Annotated in this window: 17 protein-coding genes; 13 read left to right on the forward strand and 4 right to left on the reverse strand. The window is 73.1% G+C overall.

Annotated elements, in window-relative coordinates; translation table 11 throughout:
- The first annotated feature begins 86 nt into the window (after positions 1-86).
- The 3 genes from DMA15_RS02670 to DMA15_RS02680 all read left to right on the forward strand — a co-directional run bounded on the left by DMA15_RS02670 (position 87) and on the right by DMA15_RS02680 (position 2,359).
- A complete protein-coding gene (locus tag DMA15_RS02670; RefSeq protein ID WP_240659656.1) occupies positions 87-857 on the forward strand; it encodes a UbiA family prenyltransferase in 771 nt (256 codons plus the stop codon).
- A 72-nt stretch (positions 858-929) separates the two neighbouring features.
- Entirely contained in the window at positions 930-1,730 is an 801-nt protein-coding gene (locus tag DMA15_RS02675) for a DUF2071 domain-containing protein (RefSeq protein WP_125511047.1), read from the forward strand.
- Entirely contained in the window at positions 1,727-2,359 is a 633-nt protein-coding gene (locus DMA15_RS02680) for a hypothetical protein (protein WP_125511048.1), read from the forward strand. The genes DMA15_RS02675 and DMA15_RS02680 overlap by 4 nt, the downstream gene beginning before the upstream one ends.
- A gap of 232 nt (positions 2,360-2,591) precedes the next feature.
- Here DMA15_RS02680 and DMA15_RS02685 read toward each other — a convergent pair whose 3' ends face one another.
- Positions 2,592-3,671 (reverse strand): S1 family peptidase, encoded by a 1,080-nt coding sequence (locus DMA15_RS02685; protein WP_125517219.1) that lies wholly within the window; start codon positions 3,669-3,671, stop codon positions 2,592-2,594.
- Between the two features lie 210 nt (positions 3,672-3,881).
- Here DMA15_RS02685 and DMA15_RS02690 point away from each other — a divergent pair, with 210 nt between their 5' ends.
- Positions 3,882-6,335 carry a SpoIIE family protein phosphatase gene (locus DMA15_RS02690; RefSeq protein ID WP_125511049.1) on the forward strand — a complete coding sequence of 818 codons (2,454 nt, stop codon included), beginning with the start codon at positions 3,882-3,884 and terminating at the stop codon, positions 6,333-6,335.
- On the opposite strand, the gene DMA15_RS02695 is transcribed toward DMA15_RS02690, so the two are convergent.
- Both DMA15_RS02695 and DMA15_RS02700 read right to left on the reverse strand, forming a co-directional pair.
- A complete protein-coding gene (locus DMA15_RS02695; RefSeq protein WP_125517221.1) occupies positions 6,313-6,987 on the reverse strand; it encodes an alpha/beta fold hydrolase in 675 nt (224 codons plus the stop codon). The genes DMA15_RS02690 and DMA15_RS02695 overlap by 23 nt on opposite strands.
- 135 nt (positions 6,988-7,122) lie before the next feature.
- Positions 7,123-8,730: an AMP-binding protein gene (locus DMA15_RS02700; protein WP_240659657.1), complete on the reverse strand. Its 1,608-nt coding sequence runs from the start codon at positions 8,728-8,730 to the stop codon at positions 7,123-7,125.
- A gap of 291 nt (positions 8,731-9,021) precedes the next feature.
- Here DMA15_RS02700 and DMA15_RS02705 point away from each other — a divergent pair, with 291 nt between their 5' ends.
- From DMA15_RS02705 to DMA15_RS02720, 4 genes are all read left to right on the forward strand, one after another.
- The gene (locus DMA15_RS02705) at positions 9,022-10,644 is read left to right on the forward strand and encodes a hypothetical protein (RefSeq protein WP_125511051.1); all 1,623 of its coding nucleotides are present in this window, start codon (positions 9,022-9,024) and stop codon (positions 10,642-10,644) included.
- A gap of 63 nt (positions 10,645-10,707) precedes the next feature.
- On the forward strand, positions 10,708-11,454 hold the full coding sequence (locus DMA15_RS02710) for a DUF4239 domain-containing protein (RefSeq protein WP_125511052.1): 747 nt from the start codon (positions 10,708-10,710) through the stop codon (positions 11,452-11,454).
- 136 nt (positions 11,455-11,590) lie between these two features.
- Positions 11,591-13,009, forward strand: coding sequence for a lipase family protein (locus DMA15_RS02715; RefSeq protein ID WP_125511053.1), 1,419 nt, complete (start codon positions 11,591-11,593; stop codon positions 13,007-13,009).
- A gap of 75 nt (positions 13,010-13,084) precedes the next feature.
- Entirely contained in the window at positions 13,085-14,560 is a 1,476-nt protein-coding gene (locus DMA15_RS02720) for a hypothetical protein (protein ID WP_125511054.1), read from the forward strand.
- 26 nt (positions 14,561-14,586) lie between these two features.
- Here DMA15_RS02720 and DMA15_RS02725 read toward each other — a convergent pair whose 3' ends face one another.
- Positions 14,587-15,327, reverse strand: coding sequence for a 1-acyl-sn-glycerol-3-phosphate acyltransferase (locus tag DMA15_RS02725; RefSeq protein ID WP_125511055.1), 741 nt, complete (start codon positions 15,325-15,327; stop codon positions 14,587-14,589).
- 102 nt (positions 15,328-15,429) lie between these two features.
- On the opposite strand from DMA15_RS02725, the gene DMA15_RS02730 reads away from it, so the two are divergent.
- From DMA15_RS02730 to DMA15_RS02750, 5 genes are all read left to right on the forward strand, one after another.
- Complete coding sequence (locus DMA15_RS02730; RefSeq protein ID WP_125511056.1) at positions 15,430-15,729, forward strand: acyl carrier protein; 300 nt, start codon at positions 15,430-15,432, stop codon at positions 15,727-15,729.
- Positions 15,726-16,928, forward strand: a complete 1,203-nt coding sequence (locus DMA15_RS02735; RefSeq protein ID WP_125511057.1) for a beta-ketoacyl-[acyl-carrier-protein] synthase family protein — start codon at positions 15,726-15,728, stop codon at positions 16,926-16,928. Before DMA15_RS02730 ends, DMA15_RS02735 begins: the two co-directional genes overlap by 4 nt.
- 70 nt (positions 16,929-16,998) lie before the next feature.
- A complete protein-coding gene (locus tag DMA15_RS02740; protein ID WP_125511058.1) occupies positions 16,999-17,406 on the forward strand; it encodes a CU044_2847 family protein in 408 nt (135 codons plus the stop codon).
- A complete protein-coding gene (locus DMA15_RS02745) occupies positions 17,403-19,694 on the forward strand; it encodes a trypsin-like peptidase domain-containing protein (protein ID WP_125511059.1) in 2,292 nt (763 codons plus the stop codon). Before DMA15_RS02740 ends, DMA15_RS02745 begins: the two co-directional genes overlap by 4 nt.
- Entirely contained in the window at positions 19,691-20,641 is a 951-nt protein-coding gene (locus DMA15_RS02750) for a MoxR family ATPase (RefSeq protein WP_125511060.1), read from the forward strand. The genes DMA15_RS02745 and DMA15_RS02750 overlap by 4 nt, the downstream gene beginning before the upstream one ends.
- Positions 20,642-20,991: the final 350 nt, after the last annotated feature.

The raw sequence follows: 20,991 nt of genomic DNA on the forward strand, positions 1-20,991 counted from the left end.
CTCTCCACCCATCTGGAGTTCTCTCGCGCACGACACGCCGTGCTCCGGCGCTGCTGCGCTCTTGTCACCCGGGGCCGGCGCTCGCCGTGACGGTCTTCGTGACGGCCCTGGCCGTGGCGGCGGGCCGAGGGGCGGCGGGGTCGGTGGCGGTGGCCGCGGCCGTGCTGGCCGGTCAGCTCTCCGTGGGCTGGTGCAACGACGCGGCCGACGCGCGGCGCGACACGGTGTGCGAGCGCCGCGACAAGCCGGTGGCCACCGGCGAACTCTCCTCCCGGGCCGTAGCGCTCGCGGCCGGGACGGCGCTGACGCTGTGCGTGCCGCTGTCACTGCTGAGCGGCGCCGCCGCGGGAGCGGCGCACCTGGGCATGGTCGCCGCGGGATGGGCCTACAACCTGAGGTTGAAGCACACGGTGCTCTCGCCGCTGCCCTATGCCACGGCCTTCGGCGCGCTGCCGGCCTTCGTCACTCTCGGCCTGCCCACGCCGTCCTGGCCCGCCTGGTGGGCGGTGACCGCGGGGGCGTTGCTGGGGGTGGGGGCGCACTTGGTGAACGTCCTTCCCGACATCGAGGACGATCTCGCGACCGGTGTACGCGGAGCGCCGCAGCGGCTGGGCCGTCCGGCCTGCCGGTGGCTGGCCCCCTTCGTGATGCTGGCGGCCGTGGGCGTGCTCGTCGCGGGGGCGCCCGGGGCAGGAGGGATCCCCGATCGGGTACTGGCGACGGCCGCAGTGATCGTCGCCGTCACGGGTACGGCCCTGCCGTCGGGGGCGCGGAGCCGATGGCCGTTCCGGGCGGCGATCGTGGCGTCCGGCATGGCGGTGGCGCTGCTGTTGCTACGAGGTTCGGACATGGCATGACCCCGGGCGCCCCGGCCAGGCAGGGCGGGTGCTGTGCGTTTCCGGTCGCCACACCTGGGGCATGGGCTCCATATGGTGGGATATCGGGCGAATCCCCGGGTGCGTCTGCCCGCGCTGCGGGCCGCGTGGCTGACGCAGACTTTCGTCCACTGGCCCTTCCGGCCGGAGGCCGTGCGGCCTCTGGTGCCCGAGGACTTGGCCTTGGACGAGTACGAGGGGGCCGCCTGGGTGGGACTCACGCCCTTTGTCATGGCGGGGGTGCGCCCGCCCGGGACCCCCAGGGCGCTGCCCGGACTCCCGGCCTTCGCGGAGACCAACCTGCGGACCTACGTCCGCCACCGGAACGGGCGGGACGGGCTGTGGTTCCTGTCCCTGGAGGTCGCCTGCCCCCTGATGGTGGCGGCCCGGGCCGTCGGTGCGCCGTACCACCCGGGCACTCTCAGCGTGTCCGTGAGCGGGAACACCGTCACGTACGCGGGTGCGCGGTGGGCCGACGGGGCTTCCTACCGCATGGTCGTCCGCCACGGCGACCCGGTCCGGGCGGCGGAGAGAGACGTCTGGATGACCGCGCGCCGGCGGGCGTACACGCGCCGACTGGGCATGCTCTGGGAGACCCCTGTCGAGCACGAGCCGTGGCCGCTGGCCGAGGCCGCCGTCGAGGTGCTGGAGGAGACACTGACGACCGCAGCGGGCCTTCCCGCCCCTCTCGGCGATCCCGTGGTGCACTTCTCGCGAGGAGTCAGGGATGTGCGCCTCGGGCCCTCCCGTCCGTCGCGGTGGGCTCTCGCTGATCGCGGGCGGCCGCCGCGCCGTCGTAACGCCGGGGCACCTCGAGGTTCTACGAGCAGAGACCAGTGGGATGGAGCCGGATGAGACCCAGCAGAGTCAGGCGGCGCCCGCTGCTGCGCTTCGAGGGATGGATCGCGGGCATGGGCACCTCGTCCGGGACCCGCATCGTGCTCGGCCACTGGCCCCGGTCGCCGTTCGGGCCGTTCAGCGATGTGATGCTCGAACGGGCCGACGGGGAGCGGCTCTTGCTGGCCCCCACGCAGGAGACGGCGGACTTTGTCGGCGGCACCTACACCTTCGACACCGTACGCGTTGTCCCGGTAGAGGTCGGCCGCGCCGCCGGTTCGTGGACCGTGGCCGCCGGACCACTCGACTTGCGCTTCACCACCGGCCGGCGAGGGCTCCTCGGGCTACTGCTGCGCGCCGTTCCCGGCGCGCTCGCCCGCCGTCCGGCGTGGAGCGCGCTGACGGACCGGTTCGCCGGCCTGCTGCTGCCCGGGGTTCGAACCCGCGGCAGCACCATCGGGGGACGTCGTGAGTGGTACGGGGCCCGGGACCTGCGGCCGATCCGCGCGGTGACGGCGGCCTTCGAGGGCACCGATCTCGGTGCGTTGGCCCCCGTTGAACCGCCCGTGCGCTTCGGGTTCAGCTCGGTGCCGAGAAATCCTGCCGTCACCCGGGTCACCACCACGATCGCGCTCGGACCCGAGTAGGGGTGGCCCGGGCGCCTGGTGCTGGGCCGCAGCCACCGGTCAAGGCTCGGACAGTGCCGACTCGAAGGAGCATCTTCCCGCCGTTGGGCCGGGTGGACGTGACGCCCCATCAGAGTCGACGCGGCCGGGACAGCGCGTTGAATCCGCGCGAGTCCCAGAACCTCCCGTCCAATGACCTCGGTCCGCTCATACGCACCGCGGGCGGGGGCGCATGGCCCGCTTCCCCCCGCGCTCAGCCGTCACCGGCGGTGATCTCGGCGCCGACCGCGGCCAGCGCCGTGGTGACGGGCTGGAAGAACGTCTCGCCGCCCGCCGTGCAGTCGCCGCTGCCGCCCGAGGTGAGGCCGATCGCGCTGCCGTCGCGGGTGAACAGCGAGCCCCCGCTGTCTCCCGGCTCGGCGCAGACGTCGGTCTGGATGAGCCCGGTGACAGTGCCTTCCGGGTAGTTCACCGTGGCGTTGAGCCCGGTGACCACTCCCTCTCGCAGCCCGGTCGTGCTGCCCATGCGGGCCACTTCCAGCCCGACCGCCGCGTCGGCGGCCCGAACGATCTGAGTGGTCTGGCCGTCACCCGTATCGACCACTCCCGGCGCGGCCGCGGCCGGATCGTCGTACGTGACGAGCGCGAAGTCACCGTCCCCTGGGAACGTGGCCGCCTGGACGGTGCCGATGGGCGCCCCGTTCGGGTCCTCCGACCACTGCTGGGCGGCGACGCCGCAGTGTCCCGCCGTGAGGAAGCCGGGGCTCCCGTCCTCGGCCGTCACGTTGAACCCGAGCGAGCAGCGCGCGCCGCCTCCGAAGATGGCGTCACCGCCCGAGGCGAAGAGCTTGAACTCTCCCGCGGACTTCTCGATGCGGGCCACTCCCGTGCCGAGCGACGCGACGGTCGCCTCCAGCCTGCCCCACTTCTTCCCGGTGACCGTGCGGTCGGCCGTGACCAGGATCTGATTGGTCCTGGGGTCGGTGGCCCACGCGGTCCCCGGCACGTCGGCCCGGCCGGCCAGCGTCCGCGTGGCAGCCCCCAGTGTGTCCGCGCTGTTGCGGACGCTGCGCGGCACCGCCCCGGCTTTGCGCACCCGCGCCTTCGCGTCCTCGTCGTCGCCCACGACGTTGACGACGAGTCGTCGCTCGTCCCCGTCGTAGAACGCTCCGCCATATGCGTCGCCGAGCCGGGGGGCCAATCGCTCGGCGAGCCGTGTCGCCGACGCCGCGCTGACCTGTTGTGCTTGTGCCGCGGGCCCCGCGGCACCCTCCGCCCCGGGCTCCGCAGCACCGGCGTGCTGCAACAGGACACCCACCGTGGCCGCGCCCATCGCCGCGGCTCCGGCCAGAACGGCCTTTCGCTTGGGTATTCGCTTGTGCCTCAACTCGTCGCCTCCTGTGGGAATGCAGAGTCCGCTCGCCGACCGGAGCCGGAAACGCGTTCGGTCCCTGGATACGGACGGGACACGAGTTGCGTTCAACTTGTGCCCGTCTCGGGGACGGTCGATTCTGTAGGGGATGAACGGGGCTGGTGTGGCGTCATGACTGCATGGAATGCGGAGCAGAGTGCTGACTTTCGTGGTCCCCTCGACGTCACAAGGGCGGCCACCGCGGTCGTCGACGCGCGGAGCGTGGTCATCGGGTGGAGCCCGGCGGCGGAGCGGCTGCTCGGGTACCGGCCGCAGGAGATCGTCGGTCGGCCGCTGGCCACGCTGCTGCTGTCACCCGATCCGGCGTCCTCCGCCCTTCCGCCCCCGCCCGAGTTCCTGGGGAACGAGATCTGCCTCGCCCGGCACCGGGACGGGCGAGAGCTGGTGGTGGCCACCGCGGTGTGTGCCCTGGCGGGCGCCGGGGACGCGATGCGGGTCGTCGTCGTCACGGAGCTGCGGGACCTGCGGCTGTGGGAGTCCCGCCTCGCCCTGCTGCACGGACTGGCCACCCGGTCGCCCGTAGGCCTCGCCATCTATGACACCGACCTCCGTCTGACCTGGTGCAACGCGGCGTACGAAGGGGACATGGGGCGCCCGTTCGCCGAGTTCCGCGGCGCTCGGGCCGATGAGCTGTACTCCGAGGGGAAGTTCGTCAGCAAAGGGCATCCGCCCACCCTCGACGCGGTCATGCGGCACGTACTGGAGACGGGCGAGTCATTCCTCGATCTGCACTTCCAGGGGCGGCCGCCGAGCGATCCGGAGACCGACCACCTGTGGTCCTGTGCCTACTACCGGCTCCAGGACGCCGACGGACACGTGTTCGGAGTGTGCGAGGACGCGTTCGACATCTCCGACCGCTACAAGGCCCAGCGGCGGCTCGCCCTGCTCGTCGAAGCGGGCCGCGGGATCGGGGCCGCCCTCGATGTGGTGGTCACCGCCGAGAAGATCACCGAGGTGGCGGTGCCGGAGTTCGCCGCGACGGTGACGGTCGACCTCGCGAGGGCGGTACTGGAGGGCGAGGTCCCGGCCACCAGCGGCGCGGCGGCGATGTCTCTGGTACGGGTCGCCCGCTACTCCGCCGAAAAAGCCGAGGGGGCCAAGACGGCCGAGGCGACCGGCCAGGAGAAGGCGGAACGGCGGCCTCCGCCCGTGGAGTACCCGTCCGGTTCGCCGCAGGACCGCAGCCTCTCCTCAGGCGGCCTCGTGCTCGACGACACGACCCTGGTGGTGCCGCTGCGGGCCGGGAACAGCATCCTGGGGCTCGTCACCTTCATGCGCGACGCCGGTACGGCCACCTTCGACAGCGGGGAGGTGGCGCTGGCCGACGAGCTGGTCGCCCGTACGGCCGTATCCATCGACAACGCCCGCCGCTTCACCCGTGAGCGCACCGCGTCCCTCGCCCTCCAGCGCCAGTTGCTGCCGCGCCAGGTGCCGGAGCAGTCGGCGGTCGACCTGGCCTACCGCTACCTCCCCACGGACGACGTGACGGGGGTCGGCGGTGACTGGTTCGACGTCATCCCGCTCTCCGGGACCCGGGTCGGACTCGTGGTCGGGGACGTGGTCGGCCACGGTCTGCAGGCGGCCGCCACCATGGGGCGGCTACGGACGACCGTGCGCGCGTTCGCCCAGATGGACATGGATCCCGTCGAGCTGCTGTCGCGGCTCGACGATCTGGTGGCGCAGTCGGCGGACGAGCAGTGGGGGGACCCTGGCACGTCCGGCGACGCCTACGCGGATGTGACGACCGGGGCGACCTGTCTCTACGCGGTCTACGACCCGGTCTCGCGGCGCTGCGTCATGGCCAGAGCCGGGCATCTGCCGCCCGCGGTCGTCGACCCGGACGGGCGGCTGTCCTTCCCGGACCTGCCGGCCGGTCCGCCCCTGGGCCTCGGCGGCCTGCCCTTCGAGTCCCTGGAGGTCGAGCTGCCGGTGGGCAGTCTGCTGGCTCTCTTCACCGACGGCCTGGTCGAGGCCCGTGACCGCGACATCGATCACGGACTCGACACCCTGGGGCGCGTACTGAGCGACCGGCACGCCTCACTCGAAGACCTCTGCGACCGGGCGGTGGCGGAACTGCTGCCGGACGGCTCGACGGCCGACGACACCGCCCTGCTCCTCGTCCGTACCCGCCAACTCGACACTTCGCGGGTCGCCGACTGGGAGCTGCCCGCGCGGCCGGTCTCCGCGGGCCGCGCCCGGGAGCTGGCCACCCAGCAGCTGCACGAATGGGGCCTCGGGGAGCTGTCGTTCGCGACCGAGCTGGTCGTCAGCGAGCTGGTGACCAACGCGGTCAGATACGCCGAAGGCCCTATCCAGGTACGCCTCATCCGTGACCGCACCCTCCTGTGCGAGGTCTCGGACCGGGGCCACACCTCACCGCACCTGCGCCACAGCGGTGAGGACGACGAGGGCGGGCGCGGCCTGTTCATCGTCGCGCAGCTCGTCCAGCGGTGGGGAACGCGCTACACCCGCTCCGGCAAGACCATCTGGACCGAACAGGCCTTCCCTACGAGCCCTACGAGCCCTACGAGCCCCGCGAGCCCTACGAGTCGATGTGCGCCCTGACTTGGCGGTAGACGCCCGCGTCGGTGTGCACCCGGGTGTGGGAGAGGCAGCCGGTCTTCGTGTTGGCCGCGCCGGTCAAGGGAGTGCTGGCCTGGGGGACGATCTGGTCGCACTCCGAGGACCACGTGGCGTAGCGGACTTTGCCGGGGGTCTCGTCGCCGGCGTTGAGGCTGGTGAGGAAGGCGGAGTTCGGGCGCATCTCGACGCAGGAGGGACTGCCGCACCAGCGGGCCATGTCGGTGCCGTGGTTGGGGCCGGCCAGGGACACGAACGCGTCGACCTTCTTGCGGACACCGCCGGACTTCTTGAGGTGGTGGCGGGAGGGCAGGGCGCCCATCGAGTGGGTGACGAGGTCGACCTTCTTGGCCCCGGTGGCCTTCAGGACGCGGTCGATCTCCTGGGCGAGCCTGGTGGCGGTGGTGGCGTTGGACTGGGCGGTGTCGTAGCTCCACTGGTCCAGGCGGGCCTTCGGCCATCCGTCGGCGCGGAAGCGGTCGGCCATGGCGTTCCAGGTGGAGCCGTTGGAGCCGTAGCCGTGCACGAACACGACCGGGTCGGGGTGCGGCGCCGCGGTCTGCGCGGCGGCGGGCAGAGGGAAGAGCGGCACCGCGCCCAGGACGAACGCGGGGACGGTGCGCAGCAAGTTCTTCATCACGGGACGGTTCTAGCTCCCGGGCCCGCGCGACGGCGGGCACAGGAGCGTGCACTCACCCGCACGGGGGCACAGTTTCACCGCAGAACCGTCACGGCTGGCCCCCTCCGCCCCCTCTACCGGGCCGGACCGGATTCAGCTCACCCACGCGGCGCGCAGCGCCTTCTTGTCCACCTTCCCGACCTTGGTCGTCGGCAGCTGATCCAGCAGGACCGTCTTGCGTGGCGTGTACAGCTCGCCCAACTCGGCGGTCACCGCCGCGCCGACCGCGCCCGGGTCGACGTCGGCGTTTTCGGCCGTGGCCAGGAAGACCTGGACGGCCTCCCCGTACTCCTCGTCCGGCACGCCGAGCGCCGCCGCGTTGCGCACACCGGGCAGCGTGAGCAGGAAGTCCTCCAGGACCCTGGAGTAGACGTTGTCGCTGGTGCTGCCGGTGACGATGATGTCCTTGGCCCGGTCGACGAGGTACAGGTAGCCGTCGGCGTCGAGATAGCCCATGTCGCCCGTGCGCAGCCAGCCGTCGTGCAGTGCCTCCGCCGTACGCTCCGGGTCCTCGTAGTAGCCGAGCATCACCGTCTCGCCCCGGACGCACACCTCGCCGACCCGGCCCACGGGCAGCGCCGCCGCGCTGTCCTCGCCGCGGATCTCGATATCGGTGTCGGATATCGCGCGGCCGCAGCTGCGCCACAGCTCGGGCCGCCGGGGTGCCTCCGAGGCGAGTTCCTCCGCGCCGAACGCGGCGATGCCGAGTGCCTCCGACTGCCCGTAGCCCTGGCTGAGCACCGGTCCGAAGACCTCGACCGCCTGCTGCAGCCGGCTGGGCGAGGAGGCCGCGCCGCCCACGACGATCCGGCGCAGCGCGGGGAGGGCGCCCGGTACGCACTCCGGGTGGTCGAGGAGCGCGTACAGCATCGGCGGCACGAACATGGTGGCGGTGATCCGCTCCTCGCGCAGCACCGCCAGCGCCGCGCCCGCCTCGAACTCGGGCAGCACGACGAGGGCGGACCCCGTCACCAGCGCCTGGACCGAGGTGAGATGGCCGCTGCCGTGGGTGAGGAGCGTGGAGACGAGCACCCGGTCCGTGTCCGGGTCCATGGTCGGGAAGACCGTGGGGCGCGCGTCGCGCGGGGCGTCCTCCGCCAGGTCCACCAGCGTGTCGTAGAGCCGGTGGCTGTGGGCGGCGAGCTTGGGGCGGCCCAGGGTGCCGCCGGTGTAGAGGACGGTGACGGCCTCGTCCGCCCCGGGTGCGGGCACGCCGTCGGGGCGCTCCGCCGGGCATGCGGCCGCCACCGCCAGCAGGTCCGTGCACGGCTCCTCGCAGGGCCCCAGGCTGAGCAGCGTGGGGGCGTGGACGCTGCGGCCCGCCGCGTCGGCGGCGCGCTCGGCGAAGAGCGGGTCGGTGACCACGGCGCGCGCCCGGGACTGCTCGACCAGCGCGGCGAGTTCACCGGGGCCCGGCTCGGGCGGCAGGAACACGACGCGGCAGCCGATGAGATGGACCGCGAGCTGCACCAGGACGGAGTCCACGCGATTGGCCAGGAAGAGCCCCACTCCGTCGCCGGGCACGAGCCCCTGCCCGCGCAGCGCGTGCCCCAGCTTGAACAGTCGCCGCCGCGCCTCCCCCCGGGTCAGCCGGTACCCGCCCTGGACGAGTGCCTCGGCGTCCTCGTCCTTGTGCCAGTGCTCCAGGATGTGGTCCAGGTAGGTCCGCGACGAGGATGTTTGCTGTGCGTTAACGATCATGGACACATGCAAACATGCTGCTCAGGAGGTGTGGCCCCGGAGGGTGCGACTTCGGCCATCGACTGACGGAGTATCATGCCCCGGCAGCAGGTCGGAGAGGTTGTGATCGGCCGTCAGCGGGCCGTGCGGGGCGCGGACATTCGCACCCGGTGCCCTCACGCCGACTCTTGCGACCGTTGCGGGCGCTATGGCGGTGGCAATCGAGGGCCATGGGGGTGATTATCACACCGCAACCGTGCAGGGGGCGCGTTCCGTTCAGCCCGGCATGTGGTCGTCGTCGAGCATGACGGCATGCGTACCCGCAGGAAGAAGGAGCGCGCGTGGCCTCTTCACCTCTTCGCACTGCTGATCCTGGTCTGCGCCGTCGCCCTGCCGGGCGGAGGGCGTGCGACCGCCGACGGGGCGGGGAACGGCGGCCTGGCACTGCAGGTGAACGTCAACTCCCGGCCGGGAACCGGAGCGATGGAGCCCGGCATCAGGGTCGGTGACCCGGTGCACAAGGTCTACCGCCTGATCAATCGCACGGGGGCCGACCTCTATGACGTACGGGTGACCGACCCCGCCCTCCCCCGGGGCACGGCCGTCACCTGTGGGGGCCGCGGCACGGTGGCGATGCTGCGCGGTCTCAGCTCGACCACGTGTGCGGCCGAGTCACGGGCCCTCCCCGGGGTGCGGGCGGCCGACGTCACCGCCGTCGGCCGTATCCCGTCGTTGAACATGGAGTCCCGGGCCCGCGCACGGGCGGGATACCGCGGTATCGGAGGTGCCCTCGCCCTCGCCCAGACGGTCGGTGTCACCCAGCAGCTCGGCGTCATCCAGTACGTCGTCGCCAACCGGGGAGACCGGGTCGTGCACGACGTCCGGGTCAGCGACGCGCTGCCGCAGGCGAAGGTTGTGGACTGCGGGGGCGGCCGGCCGGTGGTGCCGCAGATCGCGCCCGGACGCTCCGCGGTATGCCGCTCGCACGCCCGTGCGGCGCCGGGCACCTATGTGAGCAGGGGTTTCGCCGAAGCCGGTGACCGCACCCCGACGCTGGGGCGCTCCGGCGCGCTTGTCCCTCCTCCGCGCCTCACGGCACGTTCCTCGGTACAGTTCACCCTCCTGGCGCCTCCTGTCCAGGCCGCTCGCGTCCAGCCCCCTCCTCTCCCACCGCCTCGCCCGCCTCGGTCCAGGGACCAGGCCGGGCGGGGGAACGCCCGTCCTCCCTCTCCGCCCAGAACTCCGGCCGGGCAGCGGGGCGCTCCTCCTCCCGCCGCCGCGCGGCCCGTCTCCCCTCCGGCGGCGCCCGCGGCCGGGTTCTTCCTGCCCCCCTTCGTCGCCCCGCTCGTCCCGCCGCCCTTGCTGCGCGCGCCCGCCGGTCCTCCTCTCCCCGCCGGGGCAGCGGCCCCACCGGGGGCCGGGGCACCGGGGGTCGGAGCGCCGGGGGTCGGAGCGCCGGGGGTCGGAGCGCCGGGGGTCGGAGCGCCGGGGGTCCCTCCGCCGCTCGGGGCGGGGGCAGCCCCACCAGGTCCGCCGGCCGGAGCGGTCCCACCGCCGATCGGAGCCGGGGCGGCCCCACCGCTCCCCCCGGGCGGAGCAGCCCCGCCACCCGTCCCGGCCGGTGCGGCCCCGGCCCCCGTGCCGGCCGGGGTGCCCCCGGCCCCGCCCCCCGCCGGAGTGGCCCCACCGCCGCTCGCGGCCGGGGTCGTCCCGCCGCCCTTCGTGGCCGGAGTGGCCCCGCCGCCGCTCCTGGACCCCGGTACCACCAGCGTCGCACCGGTGCAGCCGCGGCAGGCCGCTCAAGATGTAGCGATCCTCGACGGCCTCTATCGTCCGGGACATGGCCCCACCGGGATCGGCCTGCTCGCCCTCCTGTTCCTCGTCATCCTCCCGGCTGTCCTGGCGGCGGTCCTTCTCGGCTCCCGTGTGAAGTGATCCGAGGGTCCGAAGTGATCCGAGGGTGCCCCCGTAGCCGCACCGGCCGCAGAAAGGGCGTAGATGACCGAGACGATCGGGCTGGTCCTGGGCGTGTCCCTGCTGGCTGCCGCAGGCGTGCTCGTACGCCACCGCTTCTGGCCGAACGAGGACTGCGAGCCGCGCGAGGACGTGGCCGAGTACATCGCGATGATGGTCGGCGTGCTGTACGCGCTGCTGCTGGGGCTCTCGCTGGTGTCGGTCTGGGAGGGCCGGTCCAGCGCGGAGGAGCACGTGCACGAGGAGGCGAGCGCGGCCCACGAGATCTACCAGCTCGCCGACAGCCTGCCGGCGGCCGACGCGCTGCGCCTGCGCGAAAGCGTGACCCAGTACGTGCGGCACACGGTCCGCGTCGAACTGCCCGCCCTGGCGGAAGGGCGGCCGCCGCCCCAGGAAGGCTGGCACCTCCTGCGGAACGTCCGTACGGCGAACCAGCTGCCCGCCGACGCGAAGGCCATCCAGCAGGCCACCGTGGGGGAAGTGCTGACCCAGCTCTGGCTCCTGAACGACGCGCGCCGGGGGCGGGAGGCGGACGCACGCGACGGCCTGTCGCCGGTCCTCTGGTTCGGCCTGCTGACCGGCGGGCTGCTCACCATCGCCTTCATGTTCATGTTCGGCATCCAGCGCAGCGCCACCCATGTCGTCATGGTGATGGGCCTCACCGGCCTGATCACCCTGACCGTGCTGCTCATCTACCAGCTCGACCAGCCGTTCACGGGCCCCATGGCGGTCGACTCGTCGTCATTCAGCCTGTACTTCCCCGGCACCTGACCGCCGCGTTCAGCCCGGCGCGCACACACCGTGATGCACCCGAACGGTCGCAGCGGCCCTGCCTCACGCCGGTCCGCCGGATCTACTACGGAGAGACCGGCTGAGATCCCCGGGACCCTGGAGCGAGGTGGGCACGATGACAGCCGACACGGCGGGCGAGGTGACCGAGCGGGCCCCGGCCGGTGCGCCGTACGCCGACGCGGCGACGGGTCGCACCGACCCCGCTCTCCTGATCGAGGCGTCGGTCCTCCTCGCGGACGCGGCCCTGGCGGCACGGAGGACCGGGGCGGAGCTGACCGCGGCCTGCTCCGGCTGGCGGTTCGGGGTGCGAGCCGTCCGCCACCCGGTGTGGGGCCTGGGCACGGCGCTGGCCGTGGGGCGCGCCGTGACGAACTCCAGGGGGCTCGGGTTCGCCGTCAACGGCGGCGCGGTCGGCGAGATCGTCCGGTCCCTGGGCACCCTCACCCGGCGCGAGGCGGCCCCGGTGACGATGGCCGTCGACGCTTTCACCCTGCGCATCGAAGCCGCGACGGGCGAGCATCCCAACCTGACCGTGCCGCTCGCCAAGCGCCTCACCGACGCCGTCGTGGCCGGGCGGAGAGTGGAAGCGCTGCGGGCCGCACGGGAGTTGGTGCAGCTGCTCGGCGTCACCCGCACGCTCACCACCCTCAGCCCCGTGATCATGGAACTGCTCGCGCTCCTCGCGCTCCTCGACGAGAACCCCACCAACGACAGTTTCGCCTGGGTCACCCTGGCCGGCGGCGTGCCCACCACCGAGCCCCTGCTCGGGCTGCCCCGCGGAGTGCTCCAGCGCTTCAACCAAGGCTCGGGCCGGGCCGAACGCGCCGAGGCGGACACCCTGCTCGCTCGTGTCCTCGCCCGCTCCGACAACGACATCGTCCGCTACATCGACGACATCTCCGCTCTCGGCAACCACGGTCTGGCGCTGCTGCGCCGGGTCCGTGGCGCCGACGGCACGGAGCGATATGTCCTGCTGCTGCCGGGCACCAGCTTCGGACACCTCAGGAACCGTGGCCCGCAGGATCTCGTCGGGGCATTCGACGGGTTGCTGCGCGCCGACACCACGTACACCCGTTCCATCAAACACCTCCTGGTGCGCGCGGGGGTGCCCGAGGGTGCCGAGCTGATGATCGTCGGGCACAGCCTCGGTGGCATCACCGCCATGAACCTGGCGTCCGATCTGGATTTCGTGTCCACGTACCGGCTCACCCATGTGATCACCGTCGGCTCACCCATCGACACCAAGCGCGCGGTCGATCCCACCGTCCGCGTGGTCAGTCTCGTCAACAAGCACGACGTCATCCCCGGCCTCGACGGGCGCGGTCCGGCCTCGGCCGTCAGCGTGCCCGACGCCTGGCTCGAACTGTCGTGGGTGGACGAGACGTACGACTACCCCCTGTCGCACTCACCACAGGCGTACGCCACCACGCTGCGCGGTGACCAACTGCCGTACCGCACCCGGGTGAACGAGCTGATCACCATGTACGACGGCGAGATCGTCGCCAATCAGCCCTATCTGCTGCTCGACAAGTGACCCACAGGTGGCCCTCGCCGTGACTCACGCACGGCCTGACACTCGGCCCCGCACTCGTTTCCCTGGAGACCGGCGATGAACGCCAGCGACATCACGACCGCGGTCCGTCGGCCCACGACGGCCTGGCCTCTGGAGAACGCCCTGGTCAGTGCGGCCATGGCGGCCCAGCGCATCTCGTGGATCGACGCCCCGGCCCGGGCACTCGGGCTCAAGCCGTTCACCCGGCAGCATCTGACGCGGCAGGTCCTCGCCCAACTGCGGCGTACCGCGCGCGGCCGGCCGATCCTGCTGCGCACGGCGTTCGGCACCTTCTTGGCCCCGCTGAACGCCGAGGACGCCCGGAGCCTGATCGGCCGGGCGGAGGAGGCCGGTGCCCGTGGCGCCGTCACCGGTCTGACCTCCCACGGCCGTCGGCTGCGGCTCTCGGCTCACACCCCGCTGCCCGTCACCCTGGCGTCCCTGAACACGCGGGTGAGGGCGATCGCCGCCGAGGAGGCCCTGGAACTGCTCGCCTCGCGTGGTGCCGACTCCGTCCTCGACCGGGCCGAGTGGTGTGCCGTCACCCGCCGTATCGCCCGGCGGCTCGTGCTCGGTGACGGGGCGTGCGACGACACGCTCATCGGCGACATCCTCGAAGCGACCCTCCAGGCGGCGGACGCCACCGAGTACACCGCTCGCGTCGCCGCGCTGCGCCGCCGCCTCGACCCGTACCTCCACGATCCGGGCCCGAACCCGGGCCCGACCCCGGACGCACTGATCGCGGTGCTCCCGGACGACGGCTCGCGGAACGGCGTGATCGAGCACGTCCTGGAGACCGTCACCCGGGCGCTGACCGAAACGGTTCCCCAGGCGCTGGCCCTCGCGTCGGTCGGTCCCGTCGCACCTGGCACCGACCGGGTGGAGCAGGCGGTGGGTTCGGCGCTGCGCCGCTACCCGCCCCTGTCCACCACCGTGCATGAGGTGCGTGCCCCGTTCCAGTGGCGTGGCATGGGCGTCGACTCGGGCACCGAGATCCTCTACGCGACCGCCTGGCTACGCGACGTGGACCAAGGGCGGGGGCACGGTGACGAGGCCCCGTCGGCATCGCTGTGTGCGGCCCCCGCGCCCTGTGCCGCGGCCGAACTGGCCGTGCTGGTCGCCTCCGAGCTGACCCGCGCCCTGCTGCGGCACGCCGAACCCGTCCTGCTCGCCCCGCACATCGAGCGTGACGCGTTGCCCGCCGACCTCCCCGCCGACTCCCTCGACCTCGCCCTCACGGACGTCGACCCGTACATGACGGACGGGACGCTCGCTCCAGGGGCGGGCGTCCTCACTCCAGGGGCGGGCGCCCTCGCCGCCGGAAGCGGTTGTGCCCGCCACGCCGCGCTCGCCGCCGAGAGCGCCCGCAGCCTTGAGGAGCACGCGCGGCAGCTCGCGGCGTGCGCGCAGCGGCCCGGCTGGAATCACGACGCCTTCGGGGAGCAGTGCCGCATGACCCTGCTGGCCCATGCCGAACGCTGCGCCCGCGCGGCCGTGGACGTGAGCCGCGCCGCGCGGTGGCTCGCGAGGTGAGCAGCCCTCCGCTCGGGCCGGGGCGGTCACCAGAACGGATTCCTGCGCTGTCGCACGTCCCGGCCGACCATGCCCTGAACGGTGATCCAGACCGCGTCGCACAACCGTCGCGTCGCCGCGGAGCGTTCGGCGAAGTCGTCAGGGGGCTCGGGGGCAGGAACTGGTTCCCCGACGGTGATGCGCCATTTCGCCGGGAGCGGCAGGAGCGTGGTGACGGGAAAATAGGGGAGATCGAACCGGCGGGCCAGCGGTGCGATGCTTCCCAGTTTCGGCAAGGACTCCTCGGCCCCCACGATCGACACCGGAATGACGGGTGCACCCGTCTGCATCGCGGTGACCGCGAATCCGGGGCTGAAGGGCCGCAGACGATAGCGCTGTGAGAACGGTTTGCCGACCCCGTCGAACCCTTCGGGGAAGACCCCGACGAGGTGACCGTCGGCCAGCCGGTCACGGCCCAGTGTCGGATCGTCGGCGAAAGCGCCGTGATGTCGCGCGTACGAGGCCAGGGCGGGCATCCGGAAGACGACTCGGGAGGCGTAGAAGTACACCGGGCGGCCCAGTTCCCGGTGCAACAGGTTATGCAGCACGAACGCGTCGAGTCCCCAGGCCCCGGAGTGATTGGCGATGAGCATGGCGGGCCCGCACTCCGGGATGTTGCCAAGCCCCGACACCTCGACGCGGAGGTACTCGTCGGCCAACCAGCCGAGGACGTTGTCCAATGCGTCGGTGGCGATCTCGTCGAGCGACCGGGGATTCGATTCCGCCATAAGTTCTCACTTTCTACTGAAAATGGACTACCGCAAGACTGACGAAGTCAATCAGCGGGTCCCTATGAGTACCGGCTGGGTTCATCCATCAGGGAAGGCGCCATGAATTCCTCCGCTGCACCCGTTACACCCGCTGCGGTCTCCGCACCCGCGACGGTCCCTGCACCCGCGCCCACGACGACGGAAATCATCACGGGCCTGCTCGTCGACAAGTTTCAGGTCAGCCCGGCGGCCATCAGAGCCGATGCCCCCATGGCCCATGTGCTCGCCGACTCGCTGATGGTCGTGGAGATGGCCATCACGCTCAAGGACGAACTCGGCATCAGCGCCACGGAGGATGAGCTGCGCGAACTCACCTTCGCCGAGTTCGCCGCACGCGTCGACCAGCGGCGTGCCGGGTGAGCCGGAACGCCGACTGCACCGTGACCGGCCTCGGCCTGGTCACCGCGGCGGGCCCCGACACGGAATCCACCTGGGCCGCGGTCCGCGAGGGCCGTGCCACGGCCCGGAGGGATCCGGAGCTGCGGGGCCTGCCTGTCACCCTCAGCTGCCGCACCGACCTCGCGGACAAGGTGCCGAGGCACAGCCCCGCCCTGCGGCCCGACCCCTGTGCGCGCATGGGCCTCACCGCCGTCGCGCAAGCGCTGGACCGGGCCAAACTGGAGCCCGCCGACTGGGACCCGGCCCGCGTGGCCGTCGTCACCGGCTGCTCCCTGGGCGGGATGCACAGCGCGCAGGTCGCCGCCGCGAGGTTCGCCGCCGACGGCCCGACGAGCGTCTCGCCGTACTTCCTCACCGGCTACCTGATCAACATGGTCTCCGCCACCATCGCCCTGCATCTGGGCGCCCGGGGCCCGGTCCTCAATGTCGCCACCGCGTGCGCTTCCGGGGCCACCGCGCTCGGCGCGGCCCGCGACCTGCTCGCCTCGGACCAGTGCGACATCGCCGTCGTGTGCGGCGCCGACGCCGGGGTGACCCCGTCCGTCGTGACCGGATTCACCCAGCTGGGCGCACTCTCCGACCAGGGTTCCCGCCCGTTCGACACCGCCCGCGACGGATTCGTCATCGCCGAGGGAGCGGGGGCCCTGATCCTGGAGCGGCCCGCGCACGCCGCCGCCCGCTCGGCGCCGCACCTCGCGCGGCTCATCGGTTACGCGACCACCACCGACGCCCATCACCTGGTCGCGCCGCACCCCGAAGGACGGGAGGCGGAGCGGGCCCTGCGGAGCGCGCTCGCCGAGGCCGGCGTCGGTCCCGGCGATGTCGGTCACGTCAACGCGCACGGCACGTCCACCCCGCGCGGCGACGCGGTGGAAGCGGCCCTCCTTGCCCGGGTCTTTCCGCACGGTCCACCCGTCACCTCCGCCAAGGGCGCCCTCGGCCACACCCTGGGCGCGGCGGGGGCGATCGAGGCCGCCTTGACCGTGCTCGCCCTGCGGGCGGACATCGTCCCGCCCGTCGCGGGGCTGAGTGAGCCCGATCCGGCGTTCGCCATCGACCTCGTCACCGCCGCGCCCCGTCGGCAGGAGACGACCGTCGCCGTCAGCAACTCCTTCGGCTTCGGCGGACACAACGCGGTCGTGGTCCTGGCGGGGGCGTAACCGGCGGCTGCGCATCCGACTTCGTCAACTCCGCTGTTCAGCCGCTTAGTTGGTGTGCACAATGCTTGCTGTGCCGCCTTATGACTACATGGAGTTCACGCTCGACGACGGAGCGCAGGTCCGGCTCGAACTGGCTGCCGCCGGTGAGACTCCGGGCGCCGTCCGCGGCGATACGGACGCCGGTGCGCCGGACGCCGATCTGCCGGGTGGCATCTCCGGCGTGACGCCGGTGGGACGCGGCGCCCGCGTGGGCGCGGCCGCCACCGACGCGCTGCGCACCGTGCTGAGCCCCCTGGGCCCGATCCTGCAGCAGGTGCACGACGCCGTGCGGGGCATCCCCGACCCTCCCGACCAGATCTCGGTGGACTTCGGCATCCAGGTCGGCCAGGACCTGCGGCTCGGTATCGTCGGCGCCAGCGGCCAGGCGAGCATGACGGTCTCGGCGACCTGGCAGCTGGCCCCGCGGGCCGAGGCATGACGTGGTTCCAGGCGGCCGGCGGCGACCAGGACGCCGACGCCCGCGGAGCACTCGTGCGGGTGCTGACCGCGGACCGCTCGCGCACCGCGGGGGCGGGTGTCTACCTCTCCGAGCGCACGCTGCTGACCTGCGCGCACGTGGTCAACGCGGCCCTGGGCGAGGAGATGTTCAGCGCCCGCGACCCAGGGGACGTCACGCTCGGCGTCTCCTTCCCCGTGCTCTCCCCCACCGAGATACGCCGGGCCCGGCTCGTGGCATGGATCCCGCCCCGCTCGCACCTGCGCGGCCCGGTCCCCGACGGCGCCCTGAGATGGGAGGGCGATCTGGCCGTCCTGGAACTGGGTGAGGAACCCCCGCCGCCCGTCGGCCCGGTGCGCTGGCTGGAGATGGCGCGAGGGCAGGAGGTCAGGGCCTGGTACGGCGGCGGGCAGGCGTTCTCCTACGCCGATGTGCGCGTGGCCGCGTACGACGACGGCGTCGGCTACCTCGACGGACAGCTCTCCGGTGCCGCCGTGGACGAGGGCTACAGCGGCGGCCCCCTGTGGTGTGTCGCCGACGGCGCCGCCGTGGGGCTCGTCATGGGGCGCATCACCGCGCCGGGTCACGCGCTCTCCGCCCAGCACACGGTCCGGCGCAGCTGGGGGCTCGGCTGGCAGTCCGTCCTGCTGGAGCTGCGCCACGCCGGGGCCCTTCCCGAGGGCCACTTGTCCGGGCTCACCCACCAGCGGACGGCGTCGCGCGCCCCCGGGCCCGCCCTCCGCTCCGGCTCCGGCCCCGACCTCGATGCCGACTCCGTCGAAACGGTACGGGACATGATGGTCGGTCCCCTGCACCTCCTGCTCGGCGACCCCGCCGCACGCGCCGCCCACGCCACCGCCCTCGCCACCGAACTCGGTCTGCGCGCCCCCGCCGACGGCACCGCGCCCTCCGTGGCCGAACTGGCCGACCTGCTCACCCGCGCCGACAGGGCGCTGCCCACCCTCGCGGAGGCCCTGGCCCCCGCCGTCGCCGACGATCCGCGCGGCCGTGGCGAACTCGACCGGCTCCTGGCCCTGGGCCGCATGACGAACGCCGCCGGACTCCTGTCGGTGGCCGAACACCGGCTGGTGCGGGCCAAGTTCGAGCACCTGTGCCGACTCGACCCCGGCCTGCTGCCCCGCTCGGCGACCGCCGCCCTGCCCTACCTCGATCTGCCGCGTTCCCTCCAAGCGGCGCGGCTCGCGCCCGCCGCCGTCGCCGGAGTCCTCGCCGAGCTGGAGACCTGGGCCGGTGACTGCTCCCCGGTGCCCGACGAGACGCCCCGCCTGCCCGCCCTGTTGCGGGTCGTCGAGTACGTGGCCGCCGAGACCGGCGGCCTGGCCTGCCGCGCGCTGCAGGAGTGGAGCGGCCGGGTCGCCGCTCGTCTCGGCATCCACGCGTCGGCGCTGCGGGAGCGCCGGGCCGACGCCGAGCGCTGGTCGCAGCGGGCCTCCACGGCCGGCGCGCGGATCCTGGTGGAGCTCGACCGGCACGCCAAAGATCCCGCAGGTCAGTTCCGTTGCGCGGTGTGGCGGTTGCGGGCGGACGGCAGCGCCGCCCGTGCCGTGCCCCGCACCGACGGGCCCCGCACCGGCCATGAGATCGCCCGCCTGATCCGGGAGGTCGCGGGCGGCACCGAGGGAGCCGAGCACGGCGTGGTCCTGGTCGCCGTCTCCGTACCGCCGGATGCCCTGGAACTGCCGGTGGACGAGTGGGACGGGGCGGGCCTCGACGAGTACATCCCCGCCCCGCTCGGCGAGGACTTCCACCTCATCCTGCGCTGCCCGGCCCTGCGGCGCCGCTCGCGCACCGGAGCCGCCGACCTGACCCGGCGCTGGAACGCCCGCCACCGCGGCGAGGCGCTCCGCGCCGACCGTGCCGTCGGCGGCAGGGCCGGGCTCATCGGACTGCTCAAGACAACCCATCGGGACACCGCACGCGTCCTCCTCCAGGGGACAGCCGTCCAGCGCGGCGAACTGCTCCCCGTCTGCCTGGTGATGGGCGTGCCCATCGTGCTGTGGGACCGCGCGTCCCAGGAGAGCGGCCCAGGTCTCGACGCGGTCGCGCCCGACGGCCCGGTGGACGGACTCCCCGAGCGCGTACGGCACTTCAGGGTCCGCGCCTACGCCGACATGGTGGCCCCGGCGCGTCCCACGCTGGTGTGGGAGGACGCCGAGATGCCGCTGCCGGACGAACTGCAGCTCGCCGACCCGGCGGAAGGGCTCGCCCGCCCCGCCGACGGCCCCGACACGACGGAGCAGGCGATATGAGTCAGCACGAACAGTGGCGGCTGTTCCGGGGCGACCGGGTCGCCCGTCGGGTGGCCCTGCCCGAAGCCCCGCCCTGGCGCCGCTTCGGCGACGACTGCGGTGACCGTCCCCGGCCGCGCCCCTACCTCATCGGCCGTGCCGAGGCCGACGTGGTGAGCGCGGCCCTGCACCTGCGGCGCCCGCTGCTGGTCACCGGCCATCCCGGCACCGGCAAGTCGTCCCTCGCGCACGCCATCGCGCACGAACTCACCCTGGGGCCGGTGCTGCAATGGGCGATCAACAGCCGCTCGGCCCTCAAGGACGCCCTGTACGGCTACGACGCGATCGGCAGGCTGCGGGAGACGCATCTGCGCCAGGAGCGCGGCGCCGAGGAGCCGGGCATCGGCACCTTCGTCCGACTCGGGCCGCTGGGTACGGCCCTGGTCCCCCGCGACCGGCCCCGTGTGCTGCTCGTCGACGAACTGGACAAGGGTGACGTGGACTTGCCCAATGACCTGCTCACCGTGTTCGAGGAGGGCGAGTTCGAGATCCCGGAGCTGTCCCGGCTGCCGGAGGATCAGGCCGAGGTGCCGGTACTCACCCACGGCGGCGACGGCGAATGGGTGACGGTCACTCGCGGCCGGGTGCGGTGCCGCGAGTTCCCCGTCGTGGTCATCACCAGCAACGGCGAGCGCGACTTCCCGCCCGCCTTCATGCGCCGCTGTGTGCGGCTGGCCCTGCCGGACCCGGGTGAGGAGCGGCTGCGCGACATCGTCTCCGCCCATCTCGGCGAGGGGGCGCTGGCCGGGGTGGACGACCTGCTGCACGCCTTCCTCAACCGCCGCGCGCCGGGCGAACTCGCCACCGACCAGTTACTCAACGCGGTGTTCCTGCGGAAGGGCGGCGTCGACCTGGACGCCGAGGGCCTTTTGGACGCGGTGCTGCACCGCCTCGGCGGGGCGCTGTAGATGCCACCGTCGCGGCCGCCGGGCGGCGGCGACTCTTCCGGCCAGGTGCCGTTGGGCGGTGGTGACCCTCCCGGCCAGGTGGCGCCGGGCGGTGGTGACCCTTGCGCCCAAGTGGCGCCGGGCAGTGGTGATCCTCCCGGCCAGATGGCGCCGGGTGGCGGCGACTCTTCCGCGCAGGTGCCGTTGGGCGGCGGTGACCCTTCCGGTCAGGTGGCGTCGGGCGGTGGAGACCCTTGCGCCCCAGTGGCGCCGGGCAGTGGTGATCCTCCCGGCCAGATGGCGCCGGGTGGCGGCGACTCTTCCGCGCAGGTGCCGTTGGGCGGTGGTGGCCCTCCCGGCCAGGTGCCGCC

The organism is Streptomyces sp. WAC 01529 (genome assembly GCF_003945545.1).
Taxonomy (GTDB): Bacteria; Actinomycetota; Actinomycetes; order Streptomycetales; family Streptomycetaceae; genus Streptomyces; species Streptomyces anatolicus.